At 68.0% G+C, this 16,763-nt stretch carries 16 protein-coding genes; 5 read left to right on the top strand and 11 right to left on the bottom strand.

Translation table 11 applies throughout. The features are described 5' to 3' along the window. Positions 1–29: 29 nt before the first annotated feature. The 7 genes from EAO27_RS05810 to plsY form a co-directional block, all read right to left on the bottom strand. Positions 30–1,835, bottom strand: coding sequence for a VWA domain-containing protein (locus EAO27_RS05810; protein ID WP_242778076.1), 1,806 nt, complete (start codon positions 1,833–1,835; stop codon positions 30–32). Positions 1,836–1,938: 103 nt separating this feature from the next. Continuing rightward, positions 1,939–3,069: an alpha/beta fold hydrolase gene (locus EAO27_RS05805; protein ID WP_242778073.1), complete on the bottom strand. Its 1,131-nt coding sequence runs from the start codon at positions 3,067–3,069 to the stop codon at positions 1,939–1,941. A gap of 66 nt (positions 3,070–3,135) precedes the next feature. Continuing rightward, entirely contained in the window at positions 3,136–5,727 is a 2,592-nt protein-coding gene (gene topA / locus EAO27_RS05800) for a type I DNA topoisomerase (protein WP_242778071.1), read from the bottom strand. A 186-nt stretch (positions 5,728–5,913) separates the two neighbouring features. After that, the gene (locus tag EAO27_RS05795; RefSeq protein ID WP_242778068.1) at positions 5,914–6,906 is read right to left on the bottom strand and encodes a hypothetical protein; all 993 of its coding nucleotides are present in this window, start codon (positions 6,904–6,906) and stop codon (positions 5,914–5,916) included. A 112-nt stretch (positions 6,907–7,018) separates the two neighbouring features. Then, positions 7,019–8,602, bottom strand: coding sequence for a vWA domain-containing protein (locus EAO27_RS05790; RefSeq protein ID WP_242778065.1), 1,584 nt, complete (start codon positions 8,600–8,602; stop codon positions 7,019–7,021). A gap of 115 nt (positions 8,603–8,717) precedes the next feature. Continuing rightward, on the bottom strand, positions 8,718–9,803 hold the full coding sequence (dprA, locus tag EAO27_RS05785; RefSeq protein ID WP_242778063.1) for a DNA-processing protein DprA: 1,086 nt from the start codon (positions 9,801–9,803) through the stop codon (positions 8,718–8,720). Continuing rightward, entirely contained in the window at positions 9,800–10,402 is a 603-nt protein-coding gene (plsY, locus tag EAO27_RS05780; RefSeq protein ID WP_242778060.1) for a glycerol-3-phosphate 1-O-acyltransferase PlsY, read from the bottom strand. Before plsY ends, dprA begins: the two co-directional genes overlap by 4 nt. A 116-nt stretch (positions 10,403–10,518) precedes the next feature. On the opposite strand from plsY, the gene murI reads away from it, so the two are divergent. Then, positions 10,519–11,325, top strand: a complete 807-nt coding sequence (gene murI / locus EAO27_RS05775; RefSeq protein WP_242778057.1) for a glutamate racemase — start codon at positions 10,519–10,521, stop codon at positions 11,323–11,325. Positions 11,326–11,332: 7 nt separating this feature from the next. On the opposite strand, the gene EAO27_RS05770 is transcribed toward murI, so the two are convergent. Continuing rightward, positions 11,333–11,854, bottom strand: a complete 522-nt coding sequence (locus EAO27_RS05770; protein ID WP_242778054.1) for a hypothetical protein — start codon at positions 11,852–11,854, stop codon at positions 11,333–11,335. A 204-nt stretch (positions 11,855–12,058) separates the two neighbouring features. On the opposite strand from EAO27_RS05770, the gene hemA reads away from it, so the two are divergent. From hemA to EAO27_RS05750, 4 genes are read left to right on the top strand one after another with little or no spacing between them, the layout of a single operon-like run. After that, the gene (gene hemA / locus EAO27_RS05765) at positions 12,059–13,273 is read left to right on the top strand and encodes a 5-aminolevulinate synthase (RefSeq protein WP_242778051.1); all 1,215 of its coding nucleotides are present in this window, start codon (positions 12,059–12,061) and stop codon (positions 13,271–13,273) included. Then, a complete protein-coding gene (locus EAO27_RS05760) occupies positions 13,270–13,734 on the top strand; it encodes a DUF695 domain-containing protein (RefSeq protein WP_242778047.1) in 465 nt (154 codons plus the stop codon). Before hemA ends, EAO27_RS05760 begins: the two co-directional genes overlap by 4 nt. Then, a complete protein-coding gene (locus EAO27_RS05755; RefSeq protein ID WP_242778044.1) occupies positions 13,721–14,401 on the top strand; it encodes a nitroreductase family protein in 681 nt (226 codons plus the stop codon). Before EAO27_RS05760 ends, EAO27_RS05755 begins: the two co-directional genes overlap by 14 nt. A gap of 15 nt (positions 14,402–14,416) precedes the next feature. Next, positions 14,417–14,584: a hypothetical protein gene (locus EAO27_RS05750; protein WP_242778041.1), complete on the top strand. Its 168-nt coding sequence runs from the start codon at positions 14,417–14,419 to the stop codon at positions 14,582–14,584. Here the strand turns inward: EAO27_RS05750 and EAO27_RS05745 are convergent. The 3 genes from EAO27_RS05745 to EAO27_RS05735 are packed head-to-tail and all read right to left on the bottom strand — an operon-like array spanning position 14,581 to position 16,696. Beyond that, positions 14,581–15,177 (bottom strand): GNAT family N-acetyltransferase, encoded by a 597-nt coding sequence (locus tag EAO27_RS05745; protein WP_242778038.1) that lies wholly within the window; start codon positions 15,175–15,177, stop codon positions 14,581–14,583. The two genes, EAO27_RS05750 and EAO27_RS05745, sit on opposite strands and share 4 nt — an antisense overlap. A gap of 29 nt (positions 15,178–15,206) precedes the next feature. After that, complete coding sequence (locus EAO27_RS05740) at positions 15,207–15,653, bottom strand: hypothetical protein (RefSeq protein WP_242778035.1); 447 nt, start codon at positions 15,651–15,653, stop codon at positions 15,207–15,209. A gap of 38 nt (positions 15,654–15,691) precedes the next feature. Next, positions 15,692–16,696 (bottom strand): pyridoxal-phosphate dependent enzyme, encoded by a 1,005-nt coding sequence (locus tag EAO27_RS05735; RefSeq protein WP_242778032.1) that lies wholly within the window; start codon positions 16,694–16,696, stop codon positions 15,692–15,694. Positions 16,697–16,763 lie beyond the last annotated feature (67 nt).

Here is a 16,763-nt window from a genome sequence, read left to right as displayed (position 1 = left end):
AACTGAGCAGCGGCACACCCCCGCTCCGTTCAGCTGACCGTCTCGCGCTCCAGCACGATCCGGACCTTGCCGTCATCCGACGTCATTCGCATCCGGTCGCCGTCGATCCGGTACCGTACGCGCAGGTCGCCGTCGGGGATATAGATCTCGCGCTCGTTGATCCGGAAATCCTGATACATTTCATCCTCGCCGCGCAGTGGCCGCTGGAAATAGGTGATGAAGGATTCGTCGTCGGTGAATTCGACGACGTCGCCACGCGACAGGTCGTCGACCCCGCCCAGCGCGACGACCCGCCATTTGCCGAGCACGCGCATCGGCTGCATATCCTTCGGCACCTCGCCGCCATAACCCGCATACAGCGCCGCCTTGCCGCGCATCGTGTCGACCAGTTCGCGTTCGGCCTTGAGATCGGCATAGTCGACCCCCGCGAGCCGCGTGTTCAGCCCGTCGAGCAACGCAAAGGCCTGTTTGGGATTGCCGTCGCGATGAAAGGCGCGGGTTGCGGCATCGAGTACTAGATACTGATCGACAAGCACCTGCGCGAGACGAAGGTTCGCCGCCGGGGCTGTTGTCGGCGTCCCGATGCTCAACCGGTCGCCATGCCTGCTGCCGTCGAGCGCGCTGACATAGCTCAGCGACACGTCCATCAGCGGTGCGCCGTCGGACAGCGGCGTGGCGGGCAGATGCGCACGCGCCTCCGCCTTGCCGAGCGACGCATAGATGCCGCCGCCGTTCGACGAGAGGAAGGCGGTCGGCACGGTGATCGCAATCGCCCCGTCCTTGCCCTCGCTCATCAGGCCGTCGGGCACCCCGAAAACGCCGCTGATCCGATAGCCCGCGTGCGGAACCAATGTCATGACGAGATCGTGCGCGACCTCGCTCACCATGTTGCGGAACTCGCTCTTCATCAGTTCGGCGCCCTTGTCGGGACCCGCGATGAAAAAGAGATTGCCGCCGCGCACGCTGGAAACCTTGGTCGCGAGCGCGCCATTATATTGCACCCCGACGCCGATCGTCGTCAGCCCGACCCCGCGCTTCGACGCATCCTCGGCCATCGCCATGAAGCTGCCGGCGTCGGTACGGCCGGTGTTGGGCTGTTCATCGGTGAACAGCATCATGCGCACCTTGCCGCCGAACTGTTCGGCCTCGGCAAAGGCCGCCTGAAAGCCGAGCGTCAGTCCGGCCTCCATCGAGGTCGAGCCGTCGATGGCGATCCCGTCGATCGCGGCGTGCATCGCCTCGCGGTTCCCCTGCACCGTCACCGGCGCAAGGTGCACGTTGGAATTGGTCCCGTAGATGACGATGCCGAGCCGGTCCCGCGGCGCGAGTTCGTCGACCATCTGGTGCAGCGCCGCCTTCACATTGGCGATCGGCGCCCCGGTCATCGATCCCGATCGATCGACCACGGCCATGATGCTGAGCGGTTCGCGCTTCCAGTTGGCGGCGTCGATATTGCTGTCGAAGGCCATGCCGACGAACAACAGGTCGTCGGGCCGGGTCGGCAGGTTGGCCGCCATGGTCTGGACGTTCAGGCAAAAAAGCTGCGCGCAGGCATCGCCGGCGGGCAATGTCAGATCATGCTCGCCGAGCAGTCCCTCGACGGTCAGCGATTCGGGGCGCGGCAGCGTTGACGCGCTGAGCGCGGTCGCCCGGAAATGCTGGATATCCTGCGCGCCGCCCTGCCGAATGCGTGCGCCGGTGACGACGATGCTGCTGTAGTCGGCATCCTCGTCGTCCTGCCCGGCGCTATCCTGTGCCAGCACCGGCAGCGGCGCGGCGGTGGCCAGCAGCGCCAGTGCGGCGAGTGACGTGTGAAGGAATTTGACGCGACGCATATCCGCTCTCCCACAGTCCTTGTCAGACCAGGAAGCTATCACGCACCGCGCCGTTACCGTAACGGAAAATGAAGGCGAATTGCGCCAAACCGGCGCAGTGCGGTCAGATCCGCCGGCAGTCGTCGGGCGGCGTCTTTCCGTCGAAGCGCGCGGTGATCCACGCCAGCGTCTCGCCCGCCCGGTCGCCGCGCGCGCCGTCGATATGGCTGCCCCCCGGAATTTCGATCCAGCGCACCGGTATCCGTCGCTTGCAGACCGCTCTGGCGAAACCCCGCGTCACGGCCGGCGCAACGATCGTATCCTTGCTGCCCTGCGCGATCAGCAGCGGGCCGGCCACGCTCGCCGGATCGACGCTGTTGGCGTGCATCGTCGCGGCAAAGGGCTCGATCCGCGTCACGTCGCGCTTCTTGACCGCCTGCCGCACCGAGAGAATGCCGAGAATCGTCCCGAGCCTCGGATTTTTGCCGAGTTCGAGGCAATTATTCTCCGCCAGCCGGTGGATGACGCCCTGCGTCGCGGCATTGGTGAAGCCGTCGAGCGAATAGCCGAAGCGCTGCGACCAGCTGTGCAGCGTCAGCGCGAGCAGAAAGGCGCGGGCGTTGGGGTCGCTTCCCTCGCGCATGTTCGCGGCCAGATCGGTCGGCGCCGCCGCCGCGGCCGTTCCGGCGAGCACCAGGTCGGGCGCATAGGATCGCGCCGTCGCCGCGGTCCACAACGCCGCATGGCCGCCCTGCGATTCGCCCCACACCGCAAACTGCCCGCCCGCCGCCGCACCCGGTATGGCGCGCGCCGCGCGCACGGCGTCGAGCACCGAATGCGCCGTGTCGCGCCCGACGAGATAGGGGTGCGGCGTCGGCGACCCGAGCCCGGGATAGTCGGGCGCCACGACGACATAGCCCGCGGCGATCATGCTATCGAGCGCGGGGGTGGCTTCGAAGCTTTCGGGATAGGCCGACGGCGCGCATTTTTCGGCGACGCCCGTCGTTCCGTGCGCCCAGGCGATGACGCGGCGCGGGCGCGCCGGCGCCGCCTCGCGCGGGGCGGCGACCAGACCGGTGACCTCGTGCACCTGCCCGTCCTGATCGGTCGTCCAATAGCGGATGCGCCACGCCTGCGCGCCCGCGGGCGCGTCGGGTATCGGGTCGGCCGATATCAGCGTTCCGGGCGGCTGCGCGATCGCTGCCGCCGGCAGCAGGAGGGTCAGGGCATAGAAGACGGCAAGCACGCGGCGCATCGAAACACCTCCCGATGCACCGATGCTAACATGATCGGACCGCGACGAAAATCCTGCCGGCGCGGATTATTCGTCTGCGGCCGGCGCTTCGTCCGTCGCCGCCTTTTTCTTCGCGGGCGCCTTTTTCTTTGCCGGGGCCTTTTTGGCGGGCGCCTTCTTCGCCGCCGCCTTCTTGGGCGCCGCCTTCTTCTTGCCCTTTGCGGGGCCCTTGGCAGCGCGCGCGTCGATCAGCGCGATCGCTTCCTCTTCGGTCAGCGCGTCGGGTTCGATCGACTTGGGCAAGGTGGCGTTGGTGGTGCCATCGGTGACATAGGGGCCGAAACGCCCCGCCATCAGCTTCATGTCGCCGCCGCTCGTCGGATGCGCGCCGAACGTCTTGAGCGGCTCGACCTTGGCCCGCCCGCGTCCGCCGCCCGCCGCGGCTTCGGCGATGCGGACGACCGCGGCGTTCATGCCGATGTCGAAGATCTCGGCGGTGCCCGTCAGCTTGGCATATTTGCCGTCGTGGAGCAGGTAGGGGCCGTAGCGTCCCAGCCCTGCCATGATCGGTTTGCCGCTTTCGGGATGCACCCCGACCTCGCGCGGCAGGCTCAAGAGCCGCAGCGCATAATCGAGGTCGAAATCCTCGCCCGGAATGTCCTTGGGGATCGACGAACGCTTGGCCTCCTTGCCCTCGCCGAGCTGGATATAGGGGCCGAAGCGCCCGCTGCGCCTGGTCACTTCCAGCCCGCTTTCGGGATCGGTGCCCAGCGTTTCGGGGCCGGTGTCGGCCTCGCCATTGCCGCCCGGCTGCGCGAATTTGCGCGTGAACTTGCAGTCGGGATAGTTGCTGCACGCGATGAACGGCCCGAACTTGCCGCCGCGCAGCGCGAGCCGCCCGGTGCCGCAATTGGGGCAGAGGCGCGGATCGGTCCCGTCGCCCTTGTCGGGGAAGAGATAGGGGCCGAGGAATTCGTCGAGCGCCGCGGTGATCTCCGACGGCTTCTGGTCCATCACCTCGCCGGTGCGCGGCTTGAAGTCGCGCCAGAAGCGTTCGAGCACCGCCTGCCACTGCGCGCGGCCGCCCGACACGTCGTCGAGTTCCTCTTCGAGCCCCGCGGTGAAATCATATTCGACGTAGCGGGTGAAGAAGCGTTCGAGGAATGCCGTGAGCAGGCGCCCGCTCTCTTCGGGAATGAAGCGGTTCTTTTCGACCGTCACATAGGCGCGGTCCTTGAGCACCTGGAGGATCGAGGCGTAGGTCGACGGACGCCCGATGCCGAGTTCCTCCATCTTCTTGACAAGGCTCGCCTCCGAATAGCGGGGCGGCGGCTGGGTTTCGTGGCTTTCGACCTCGAACCCCGTCTTCGCAGGAGCGTCACCCTTTGCCATCGCGGGCAGCAGGCGCGCATCGTCGTCGTCGCCCGCCTCGTCGCGGCTTTCGTCATAGAGGGCGAGGAAGCCGGGGAATTTGACCACCTGCCCGGTCGCGCGCAGCATAGTCTTGCCGGTGCCGTCGCTGAGGTCGATGCTGGTGCGTTCGAGCCGCGCCGACGCCATCTGGCTTGCCAGCGCGCGTTTCCAGATCAGTTCGTACAGCCGGCCATGGTCGCCGCTGCCCGCCTTGTCCTTCGAAAAATCGGTCGGACGGATCGCCTCGTGCGCTTCCTGCGCATTCTTCGCCTTGGTCTGGTACTGGCGCGGCTGGTCGGGGACATAGCCGCCGTCGTAGCGCGTCGCGATCGCCTTGCGCGCGGCGCTGATCGCGCTGCCGTCCATCTGGACGCCGTCGGTACGCATGTAGGTGATCGCGCCGTCCTCGTAGAGGCTCTGCGCGATGCGCATCGTGTGGCTCGCCGAGAAGCCCAGTTTGCGCGCGGCCTCCTGTTGCAGCGTCGAGGTCGTGAACGGCGGCGGCGGGTTGCGCGTCAGCGGTTTGGTCTCGACCTGTTCGACGGTGAAATGCCCCGCCTTCACATCAGCCTCGGCGGCGCGGGCGTCGGCTTCGCTGGTGATCGACAGCCGCTCGATCTTGTCGCCGCGCCAGCGCGCGAGGCGCGCCCTGAACGGCGTGCCCGACATTTCGAACAGGCCGGTGATCGACCAATATTGCTGGGCGACGAACGCCTCGATCTCGCGCTCGCGCTCGACGATCAGGCGCAGCGACACCGACTGGACGCGCCCCGCCGACTTGGCGCCGGGCAGCTTGCGCCACAGCACCGGCGACAAAGTGAAGCCGACCAGATAGTCGAGCGCGCGGCGCGCGCGATAGGCGTCGATCAGGTCGGTATCGAGCTCGCGCGGATGCGCCATCGCGTCGGTGACCGCCTGTTTGGTGATCGCGTTGAAGGTGACGCGGTCGACCGAGGCCGGCAGCGCCTTTTTCGCGCGCAACAATTCCTGCACGTGCCAGCTGATCGCCTCGCCCTCGCGATCAGGGTCGGTCGCGAGGATCAGACGGTCGGCGCCCTTGGCGGCATCCTGGATTTCCTTCAGCCGCTTCGCCTTGTCGGGGTACAGCTGCCACTGCATCGCAAAGCCGTCGTCGGGATCGACCGACCCGTCCTTGGGCGGCAGGTCGCGGACATGGCCATAGCTGGCCAACACCTTGAAATCGCGGCCGAGATACTTCTCGATCGTCTTCGCCTTGGCGGGCGATTCCACAATAACCAATTGCATGAAAAACAGATTCCCCGAAACTCTACTCGTACGTACGCGCGAGGGTGGCGGGCGTCCACTCCCCCCGTCAAGCGGTTTCGGAGTCACCGACCCGACCGGACCGCAGCCCGCACCTGTCGAAGCCCGACGATGCCGAGACGCATCCTTCGACAGGCCCGGGACGAGGGGCATGATCCGCCGCGCGCCTCAGCGCAGCGGCGCCAGCCGCCCGATCAGCATCGTGCTCGCGAGATTCGCGGCCTTCGCCGCGCCCTGCTCATAATTGCCGGGCTTCGCGGTGAAGGCGAATTTGCGCGTCTTGCCAAAGCGCAGCCCGCCGAAACCCATCACCGCCGCGACGCCGCCCGCGACATTGGCGCCCGATTGCAGCGCCTTGTCGGTGCCGCTCGACGCGTCGCTCTTTTCGACGAACTCGCCCTCGACCGCGACCGGCGCCTTGACCGTGATCACCGACTGCTTGCCGCTCGGCGCGATCAGCGTGATGCGCGAATAGTCGGCGCTGACCGACAGCGCGCTGTTGACCTGCAGCCCGCCGAAGCTGAACGCGCCGGGGCGTTTCTGCTGCGAGAAGTCGATCAGATAGACGACGTCGATCACCCCGACATTCGCCGCCCTGGCATAGTTGGTCAGCGCCATGCTTGCCTGTCCGGCGGCCATGTTGATCCCCATGCTGCTCATCCCCGACCCCGTGAAATCGCCCGGGATCATCAGCAGCGACGGCAGCGTCGACGGTTTGAAATAAGTCGCCTTGCCCTTGCTCCCCTTTTCGAGCGCGAGGTTGATGTCGAGCGGCACCTCCTGCGATTTGGTCTTGGCAAGCGCGGCGTGACCGAAAAGATCGGCCGGCGCCTGGACGCTGTAGCCGCTCGCGGTCAGCTGTGCGACGAAGTCGGCATAGGCGGCGTCGGTGACCGCCTGCATCATCTCGGGCGTCACGCCGACGAGTTCGCTCTTCGCCTTGGTCGTACCCCCGAACGCGCCCATCAACCCGCCGCTCGCCGCGGTCCGGTCGATCGATTCGAAGATGAAGCCGACGTTGAACGCGCCGACCGTAACGGTCGCGACGCCCTTCGCATTCGCCGGGCCGGCGATCTTCACCGGCTCCTTGTCCCTGGCGATGGCATGGACGGGCTGGATCAGCATCGCCAGGATGGCGATGGCCGACAGCAATTTTTTCATGGACGTTCCTCCGACCCCTGGCGCGGCCGAAAGACAGGCGGGCGCCGGGAGTTTCCCCGAAGCGACCCATGTCCCCTGCATCCATCGGATGCAGGGGGGAGTCAACGCCCGATTAACTCTGCCAGCGGAAGTCGGCGGGCAGGATGCATTTCCCGGCGTCGTAGTTGCCGACGCTGCGGATCACTTCGCGATCCTCGGGTTCGATGCGGCGGCCGCTGATCTGGCTGTCGACCACGCGGCGGACGAGCGCGTCGAGCCGCGTGACGAGGTAACAGTCGATCGCCGGCGGCGCGTGCGGATTGCCAACCCCGCTGTCGTCGGTGAGGAACAGGTAGCGCGACTGGGTCGCCGCCGCCATCGCGCGCATCGCATATTCGGCCTCGTCGGCTACGCCCGACGCCGCGACCGGGGTGATGTGGATGCGCTTGGCGCGCGCGGCCTCGGCCGCCTTCCACGTGCGTCCGAACAGTTCGTTGTGCGGCGGGGCGTCGGCGACGAGCAGCATCGATTTCACCGCGTCGGGGCGCCATTCCTGCCCCACCGCACGGATCAGCGCCTGATCCATCGCCTCGGGATAGTCGCCGCCGCCGGATGCATATTGCTGCGCCAGCACGCCCTGTACCCGCCCGATGTCGCGGTCGAAAGGGACCGTCCGCGTGACATAGTCGTCGCCGACGTCGCGGTAGAAAACAAAGCCGACGCGGATGTCGAGATCGCGATGTTTCGCGGTAATCGCCGCGATGATCAATCGCAGTTCGGCCTGAAGATAGCGAATCTCGTCGCCCATGCTGCCGGTGGTGTCGACGACGAGCATCAGGTCGAGCTTGCTGGCCCGGCTCGCCATCTGGTTTGCGGTCAGGCCGACGACCTGCCCCCCCGGCGCGTCGGCGACGATGACCGGCCGCGCCGCGGCGATGCTGCGTCCGGCCTTGCTCGCCGAAACGGTGATGTGCTCGCTCAACCGGTCAAGCCCGGGGAAGAAGGCGACGCTGCCGTCAGCCTGCGTCGCCATGGTGATGCTGTTGCCGTCGCTGCACGTCAGCGTCACATCGGCGAAAGGCACCGGCTGGCCGTTGCGATCGTTCACCTTCACCGTGACGACGCGCATCGTGTCGACGCGCGGCAGGGCGCGGATATCCTGCCCCAGGTCCGAGCGGTTGACATAGGCGGCGTAGAGTTCGGGGTTGAGCAGGTCGTCATGCTCGCCCGCGGTGAGGATGCCCGATTGCGGCTGCGGCTGGGGGCGCGGCCAGGGACGCGGCGGCACGACGCCCGGCGCGACGCGGTAATCGGCCGACGATCCCGGTGCCGCCTCGGCGGGCGGCGGCGCGGCGCTTTCGCTCGCCGCCCTCTTCGCCGATCCGTCGGCGCGCGCACCGGTGACGACGACCGCATCGACCGCGCTGTCCGGCGCATAGATCGGCGCAGGCGGCGGCGGCGGAGCCGGCGGCGGCGGCGGCGGCGCCATCGACATTTCGGCCGTGGCCTCCTCGGCGTAGCTGGCACCGCCACGCCCGCGAGACTCGCGCTGCTGCTGCGCCTGTTCGGGGTCGAGGCGCGGCAACGGGTCGGCATTGCGGCAATAGCCCTGCGGCGGAAGCGGGGAACGCGCCGCCGCGGTGGTCAGCGGCGCGGGCACCAGCCCGGTCGCCAGCACCGCGATCATCGTCGTTCCGTTCAGAAATCGGCTGCGCATCGTCAAGCTCCCCGGCGATGTAATACAATATCATCGAATTCGGCCCGCGCCGCTGAACCGTGGCTGAACCGCGATGAAACGTGCATTCAAAGGGGGCTGGCGGCTATGCGCGCCGTCATAGGCGCGAGATTCTGGCCCCGGCGTGGCGCTCGATCCGTCCCGCCAGCTCGAGCTCGAGCAGCACCAGCTGCACCGTCGCGGCGGGGCAGCCCGACTGGCGGACCAGCTCGTCGACCGCGACCGGGGTCGGGCCGAGCAGCGCGGCGATGCGGCCGCGATCGCCCTCGCCCGCTTCCGCCGCGGTTGCCGCCGGCGCCGCGAAATCATGCGCGGGCTCGCGTACCATGCGCGCATCGATCGGGCCGAGCGCCTCGATCACGTCGTCGGCCGTCTGGACCAGCGTCGCGCCTTCGCGGATCAGCAGGTTGCAGCCCTGCGCGCGCGGGTCGAGCGGCGAACCCGGCACCGCCATCACCTCGCGCCCGTAATCGCCGGCGCGGCGCGCGGTGATCAGCGACCCCGACCGTGGCGCCGCCTCGATCACCAAAGTGCCGTACGCCAGCCCGGCGATGATGCGGTTGCGCGACGGAAAGTGGCGCGCCAGCGGCTCGCTGCCCGGCGGCTGTTCAGCGACGACAAGCTGCGTCGTCGCGAGCCTTTCCTGCAATTCGGCATTTTCGGGCGGAAAGGCGATGTCGATCCCGCTCGCGATCACCCCCGCGGTGGCGCCGCCGAGCGCGCCGACATGCGCCGCCGTATCGACCCCGCGCGCGAGGCCGCTGACCACGGTGAGGCCGCGCGCCGCGAGCTCGGCCGCCATCTGGCGCGCGAAGCGGCACGCGGCGGCCGACGCGTTGCGCGCGCCGACGATCGCGACGCAGGGCCGCTCGAGCATCGCCGTGTCGCCGCGGACGATCACCACCGGCGGCGCCGCTTCGACCGCGCGCAGCAGTGGCGAATAGTCGCGCTCGTCGCTGAAGATGTGCCGCGCGCCGAGTGCGGCGACGCGCTCGACCTCGCGCTCGGCGATGTCGGCCGGCGCGATGCGCAGCCGGCCGCCGCCGCGCCCCGCCAGATCGGGCAGCGCCGCCAGCGCCGCCTCGCCCGAACCGAAGCGCATCATCAGCTGGTGCCAGCTGACCGGGCCGACCTGCGGGGTGCGGATGAGCCGCAACTGCGCGAGCCGCTCGGCGTGGGTCATTCGGCGCTTTTCCCGGCGCCGACACGCGGCTCGGTTCCCGCGCGCAGCCGCGCGATATTCTCGCGGTGACGCCACAGCACGATCACCGCCAGCCCGGCGAGCCCGATCGCATAGGTCGGATGGCCCAGGGCGAGCGCCGCGACCGGCGCCGCGACCGCACCCAGCATGCCGCCGAGCGACGAGATGCGCAGCAGCAGCACGGCGCCGAGCCAGACGATCGCGAAAACCAGCCCGATCGGCCAGGCGAGCGCGAGCGACAGGCCGAGCAGCGTCGCAACGCCCTTGCCGCCTTTGAATTGCAGCCAGACGGGGTAGCAATGGCCGATCATCGCCGCGGCGCCCGCGATCATCGCGCCGTCGTCGCCCAGCCCGGGCAGGAAATGCCGCGCGAGCAGCACCGCGACGGCACCCTTCGCCCCGTCGAGGATCAGGGTCGCCGCCGCGAGGCCCTTGCGCCCGGTGCGCAGCACGTTGGTGGCGCCGATATTCCCCGACCCGATCTGCCTGAGGTCGCCCGCACCGAAGGCGCGCGTCAGCAGGACCCCGAAGGGGATCGAGCCGAGCAGATAAGCGGCGGCGATCAACAGATAGACGGTCATGATACTCCCTGCTCCCTTTCGCTCCTTTTGGCGGGATTGCAGGCCGCAAGCAACGGATTCGGCGATTGTTGCAGTCAATATGGACTGGAACCGCCACCGCCTGCTAGTGCCGCCCGATGCACGCTCCCGCCGCCGACGCCCCGATCCTCTTCTTCGACTCCGGCCTCGGCGGGCTCACCGTGCTCGGCCCGACGCGCGCGCTGCTGCCGACCGCGCCGATCGTCTACGCCGCGGATTATGCCGGCCTGCCCTATGGCCAGAAGAGCGAGGCCGAGCTGGCGGCGCGCGTGCCCGCGCTGCTCGGGCGGCTCGTCGAGCGTTATCAGCCGCGCCTCGCGGTGATCGCGTGCAACACCGCCTCGACGATCGCGCTCTCGCACATCCGCGCCGCGCTCGACCTGCCGATCGTCGGCACCGTTCCCGCGATCAAGCCCGCCGCCGAAATCACCCGGAGCGGCGTCATCGGCGTGCTCGGCACCGAAGCGACGGTCCGCCAGCCCTATGTCGACGACCTCGGCGCGCGCTTCGCGGCGGGCAAGACGGTGCTGCGGCACGGCAGTCCCGGCCTCGTCACCGGCGCCGAGGCGAAGCTGCGCGGCGAAAAGATCGACCCGGCGGTCATCGCACGCGCGGTCGCGGGACTTCGCGACCAGCCCGGCGGCGACGCGGTGGACGTCGTCGTCCTCGCCTGTACCCACTTTCCGCTGCTTGCCGACGAACTGCAGGCCGAAGTCGGCCCCGATATCCGGCTGATCGACGGCGCGGCGGGGATCGCGCGGCGCATCGCGCATCTTACCGAGGGCCAGTCCTGGCCCGCGGTGGCGGCGCCGGGCATCGCGGTCTTCACGCGCAGCAACGATCGCCCGCCGCCGCCGCCTGGCGTACTCGCGCCCTATGGCATCGGCCGGATCGAAACGATCTGACGCGCGGTCATTCGGCGCCGGCCGCGCAGGACCGGAGCCAGGCCTCCTCCCCGGGCGCCAGCGCCTCGTCGCCCAGCGTCCGCACCCGCGGCAGCCCCGCCGCGGCCGGCGCCGTGGCGCAATCGACTCCCGCACCGCCGGCCGCGCCGTACAGTCGCCCGCCGCAGAGGTGCAGGCTCCGGTCCGAAGCGCCCCAGCCTGTCCTTTCGGCGCCCTGCGGCGCCTCACCCGCGCAATAGGTGTCGGTTTCCGAGCCCGGGTCGCCGCAAATCCGCTCGATCATCATCGATCGTCCCTGCGCCGTGCCGACGAAGCGCTGGCGATACATGCGGTTGGTCGCGAAGTCCTGCTGGACGCCGCACACCCGGTCGCCGCGCTGGACGAGCCGCTTGTATCCGCAGACGCGCGCGCCCTGCCATGTCTCGCACTGCATCCACGCCCCGTCGAAGCGCGCGGGCTCGGGCTTCGACGCAGCGGCCCCGCTGCCCAGCGCCGCGACCGACAGGAACAGCACCCGGATGATGGACATCGACTCAAACTCCCTTGCGACCCGTTTCGTCCTTAGCAAATAGCCGCATTCGTTCGACAATGTCGTGCTGGTGATCACAAGCCGCCCGCGCGAGATGCGAATCGTTCGCACTGGCCTTCGGCATTGATCGGCGCTATTGGCGCGCGTGTTAATAGCCGCTGGAGGGAGCGGCACTGGACTGGCACCTGACTGCGGGGCTGAGACGTGAACTATAACGATATTTTCGCACGCGCGATTGACCGGCTGCACGAAGAAGGACGCTACCGCGTCTTCATCGATATCCTTCGCAACAAGGGCGCCTTCCCCAATGCGCGCTGCTTCGCCGGCCACAACGGACCGAAGCCGATCACCGTCTGGTGCTCGAACGACTATCTGGCGATGGGCCAGCACCCCAAGGTCGTCGAAGCGATGGAAGAGGCGCTGCACGACGTCGGCGCCGGGTCGGGCGGCACCCGCAACATCGGCGGCAACACCCACTATCACATCGACCTCGAGCATGAACTTGCCGACCTGCACGGCAAGGAAGGCGCGCTGCTCTTCACCTCGGGCTATATCTCGAACGAGGCGACGCTGGGCACGCTCGGCAAGCTGCTGCCGAACTGCATCATCTATTCGGACGAACTCAACCACGCCTCGATGATCGCGGGAATCCGCAATTCGGGATGCGAAAAGCGCGTGTGGCGCCACAACGACCTTGAACATCTCGAGGAAATGCTCGCCGCCGACGATCCCTCCGCGGCCAAGCTGATCGCGTTCGAAAGCGTCTATTCGATGGACGGCGACATCGCGCCGATCCATGCGATCTGCGACCTTGCCGACAAATATAACGCGCTGACCTATTGCGACGAAGTCCATGCCGTCGGCATGTACGGTCCGCGCGGCGGCGGCATCAGCGATCGCGACGAGGCCGCGAGCCGGATCACGATCATCGAGGGCACGCTGGGCAAGGCGTTCGGCGTGATGGGCGGCTACATCGCCGCCGACAAGAATGTCATCGACGTGATCCGCAGCTATGCGCCGGGCTTCATCTTCACGACCAGCCTGTCGCCGGTGCTCGTCGCGGGCGTGCTCGCCGCGGTGCGTCACCTCAAGGCTTCGAGCGTCGAGCGCGATGCACAGCAGGCCGCCGCCGCCTACCTCAAGCAGAGCTTCCGCGACGCGGGGCTGCCGGTGATGGATTCGACCACGCACATCGTGCCGCTGATGGTCGGCGACCCGGTACGCGCAAAGAAGATCAGCGACATATTGCTCGCCGAATATGGCGTCTATGTGCAGCCGATCAATTTCCCGACCGTGCCGCGCGGCACCGAACGCCTGCGCTTCACGCCGGGCCCGGCGCACGACGAAGCGATGATGCGCGAGCTGACCGAGGCGCTGGTCGAGATCTGGGACCGCCTCGAGCTGCGCAAGGCGGCGTGAACGAAACCGGCATTTTCCCGACGGACGATTGGGTGATGGCGAGGGGGACGGGTCCGAACGGACCCGTTCTGGCGCGTTATCGAAGCGGAGTGCCGACCAGCGCGGATCGCGCGCTATTTTCGAATCTGGTCATCATTCGCTGGCAATATGCCGACGAGAATGCCGGCACCTTTCCCGACGACGAGACACTCGACCGGATGGCCGAGTTCGAGAACATCGTCCTCGATGCCGCGGACCACGAGAGAGACTGGGCCTCCGGCGTTGCCGTCCTGACCGAAAACGGCATGCGCGAATGGCGTTTCTATACGCCCGATACCGCGGAGTTCATGGACAACCTCAACAGGGTTCTGGCCGGAACGCAGCCCTTCCCGCTCGATTTCCAGGCGTTCGACGACCCCGAATGGCTGGCGCTCACCGAACTTCAACAGGCACCTCGCGGGAACGATCGTGAAGACATTTGACGACGTCGTCGTGGGCCGCCGTTCGATCCGCGGCTTCCTCGACAAGCCGGTGCCGAAGGAACTGGTCGCCGAGGTGATCGCGGTCGCGATGCGCGCGCCATCGTCGTTCAACAACCAGTGCTGGAACTTCTCGGTCGTGACCGGAGAGCCGCTCGCCGCGATCCGCCGCGGCAACACCGAAGGCATCCTTGCGGGCAAGCCCGACAGCCGCGAGTTCCGCCGCTTCGACGGCATCGCCGACGACCATCGCGCGCGCCAGATCGAGATTGCCAAGCAATTGTTCGGCGCGATGGGGATCACGCGCGATGACAAGGACGCGCGGCAGGACTGGGTGCTGCGCGGTTTCCGCCAGTTCGACGCGCCGGTCAGCATCGTCATCACCTATGACCGCGTGCTGCTGGGCAGCGATATCGCGCCCTTCGACTGCGGCGCCGTCACAAATGCGCTGGTCAACGCCGCCTGGTCGCGCGGGCTCGGCTGCGTGATCAACAGCCAGGGCATCATGCAGTCGCCGGTGGTGCGCGAACATGCGCGCATCCCCGACGATCAGGTGATCATGATCTGTGTCGCGATGGGCTGGCCCGACGCGGAATTTCCGGCCAACGCCGTGGTGTCCAACCGCAAGAGTGTTGAAGAGGCCGTGCGGTTCATCGGTTTTGAAGCTTGAAGATTGGCTCGCCCCATGGGTGAGATCCTGTCGGCCAGCATCGAAGTCATCGTGAATGCCTTCTTGCAAGACAAGGTCGATCGGGGACTGCGCAGATATTTTTGGCTACGCGTGGCGGGACTGGCTCTCCTCGCCATCATCGTCGGCCTCGCTGCCGGATTCGCGCTGAGGGAATTCGTCTAGCTCGTCCGATGCGGGCGCATCATTCCCCAGAAATGCGGGCCGCCGCCCGGCACGTCCCATTCGACCTGCGTGACGAACCCCAGCCGCTCGTAAAGAGGGACATTTTCGAGCGTCGCGGTTTCGAGCCAGCAGGGGAGCGCGTCGGCGTCGGCGACCGCGGTCTGCGCGCGGATGATCCGTCCACCATGTCCCTTGCCCTGATGATCGGGGCGCACCCCGACATAGTGAAGATACCAGAAGCGCCCTTTCGGCCGATGTGCGTCGATCCCGGCCTGCACCTTCAGCCCGCGCGGCAAGGCGGAACCAAAAGTCGCGACGAGCGGGATCACCGTGCGCAGGAATTCGAACGTCCCGCTGTGTGCGCGAGCCGGTGCGCGCCACAGCGCGGCGGAGGCATCCTCCTCCGATCGCAGCGCCACGCCCGCGCGCATATCGGCAGGCACGAGGGTTCGAAACAGGCCGCGCAGCGCGCGGGCGCGGTGATCGGCGTCGGGCAATATCCACGACAGCGCCGGATCGGTCTGGAACGCCTGCGCCAGCGTTTCGGCGATCGCCGCCCGGTCGGCCGCGAACGCCCGCACGATATCGCCCATATTGCGCCCCTCCCCTCGATCGGCCGCGATCAGTCGCGGCAATACCCCTCGCCGTCCCTGACGATCAGGCATTCCTTCTTGCCCGCCAGATATTTGAGCCCGGTGTCGTCGCCGTTGCCGCGATGCAGGCTGAGTTGCTCGCCGCCACGCTTGAACTGGATGCCATGCTCGCTGTCGCTGCCGTCGTAGCTACCCCGGGTGTCGAGGTCCGACTGCATCTCCAGCTTGTATTTTCCCGGTTCGCCCGGCGTGATCGTGACATACATGCCCTCGACCCCGGTCCATTTGCCCGCCCAGCTCGCAAAGCGGTGCGGCGCGGTCGCAGGGTCGGCGGCATCGGGTGCCGCCTCGGGCGGCATGGTTTCGACGGGGACCTCGGTGGTTTCGGTCGGCGCCGGGGCCGGCGCCTCGGCCTTTTCGCAGCCCGCGAGCAGCAGGCTCGCCGCCGCGCCGAACAGGATCATACGCTTGTCCATTTCGTCTCTCCTTCGCCTTCACAACGCGCCGGAGCCGATTAGTATCCGGCCAGGATCTCCGCATATTTCTGCGGGTCGACATTGCCGCCCGACAGGGTGACGAGCGTCGCCGCACCGGGCGCGACCTTGCCCGCGAGCAGCGCCGCGAGCGCCGCCGCCCCGCCGGGCTCGACGACGAGGTGCAGTTTCTCGAATGCGACGCGCATCGCATGGCGCACTTCCTCGCGCGTCACCACCGCGCCGCGCACGCCGCGCGCCTGCAGCACCGCGAAGTTGATCGGCCAGGTTTCGGGGGTCTGGAGCGCGTCGCATTCGGTCGGATGGGCCATGTCCTCGACCGACATGATCTCGCCCGCCGCCAGCGAACGCGTCACATCGTCCCAACCCTCGGGCTCGACCGCCACGATCTCGGCATCGGGGAGCGCGAGCGCCAGCCCGGCGGTCAGCCCGCCACCGCCGCAGCAAGCGACGACCTTGTCGAACCCGGCGAACCCGCGCGCCCTCAACTGTCCTTCCGCCTCGAGCCCCGCCGTCCCCTGCCCCTCGATGATCCACGGATCGCCATAGGCATGGACCAGCGTGCCGCCGCGCTCGGCGAGCAGCTTCGCCGCCACGGCATCGCGCGATTCGGTCACGCGGTCGTAGAGCACGACCTCGGCCCCCAGCGCGCGCGTCGCCGCAAGCTTCATCGCGGGCGCGTTGCCCGGCATCACAATCGTCGCCCTGATCCCCAGCCTTTTCGCTGCCCAGGCGACGCCCTGCGCGTGGTTGCCGCTCGATACCCCGACCACTCCGGCCGCCGCCTGTTCGGCGGTCAGGTCGGACAGGCGATGCCAGGCGCCGCGGATCTTGAACGCGCCGACGGGCTGCAGGCACTCGGCCTTGCACCAGACCGTCACCCCATCGATGTCGAGCGGCAGCAGCGGGGTCGGCGGCAGCAATGCAGCGACTTTCGCCGCCGCGCGTTCGACCCCCGCAAGGCTCGGCGCGCGCGCCGGGTCGAGCGCAGGATCGGTCAGGGGTTCGGGGCTTTGCTGTGTCATCGCTTCGTCCTATAGGGCGGCGCATACAAGGCAAGCCGCATAGGTTCGCGGACAGGAGATTTTCACG

Origin of the sequence: Sphingopyxis sp. YF1 (assembly GCF_022701295.1) — a bacterium.
Taxonomy (GTDB): Bacteria; Pseudomonadota; Alphaproteobacteria; order Sphingomonadales; family Sphingomonadaceae; genus Sphingopyxis.
Note: the sequence above shows the minus strand (reverse complement) of the source record. Positions and strands in the feature narration are given on the sequence as shown.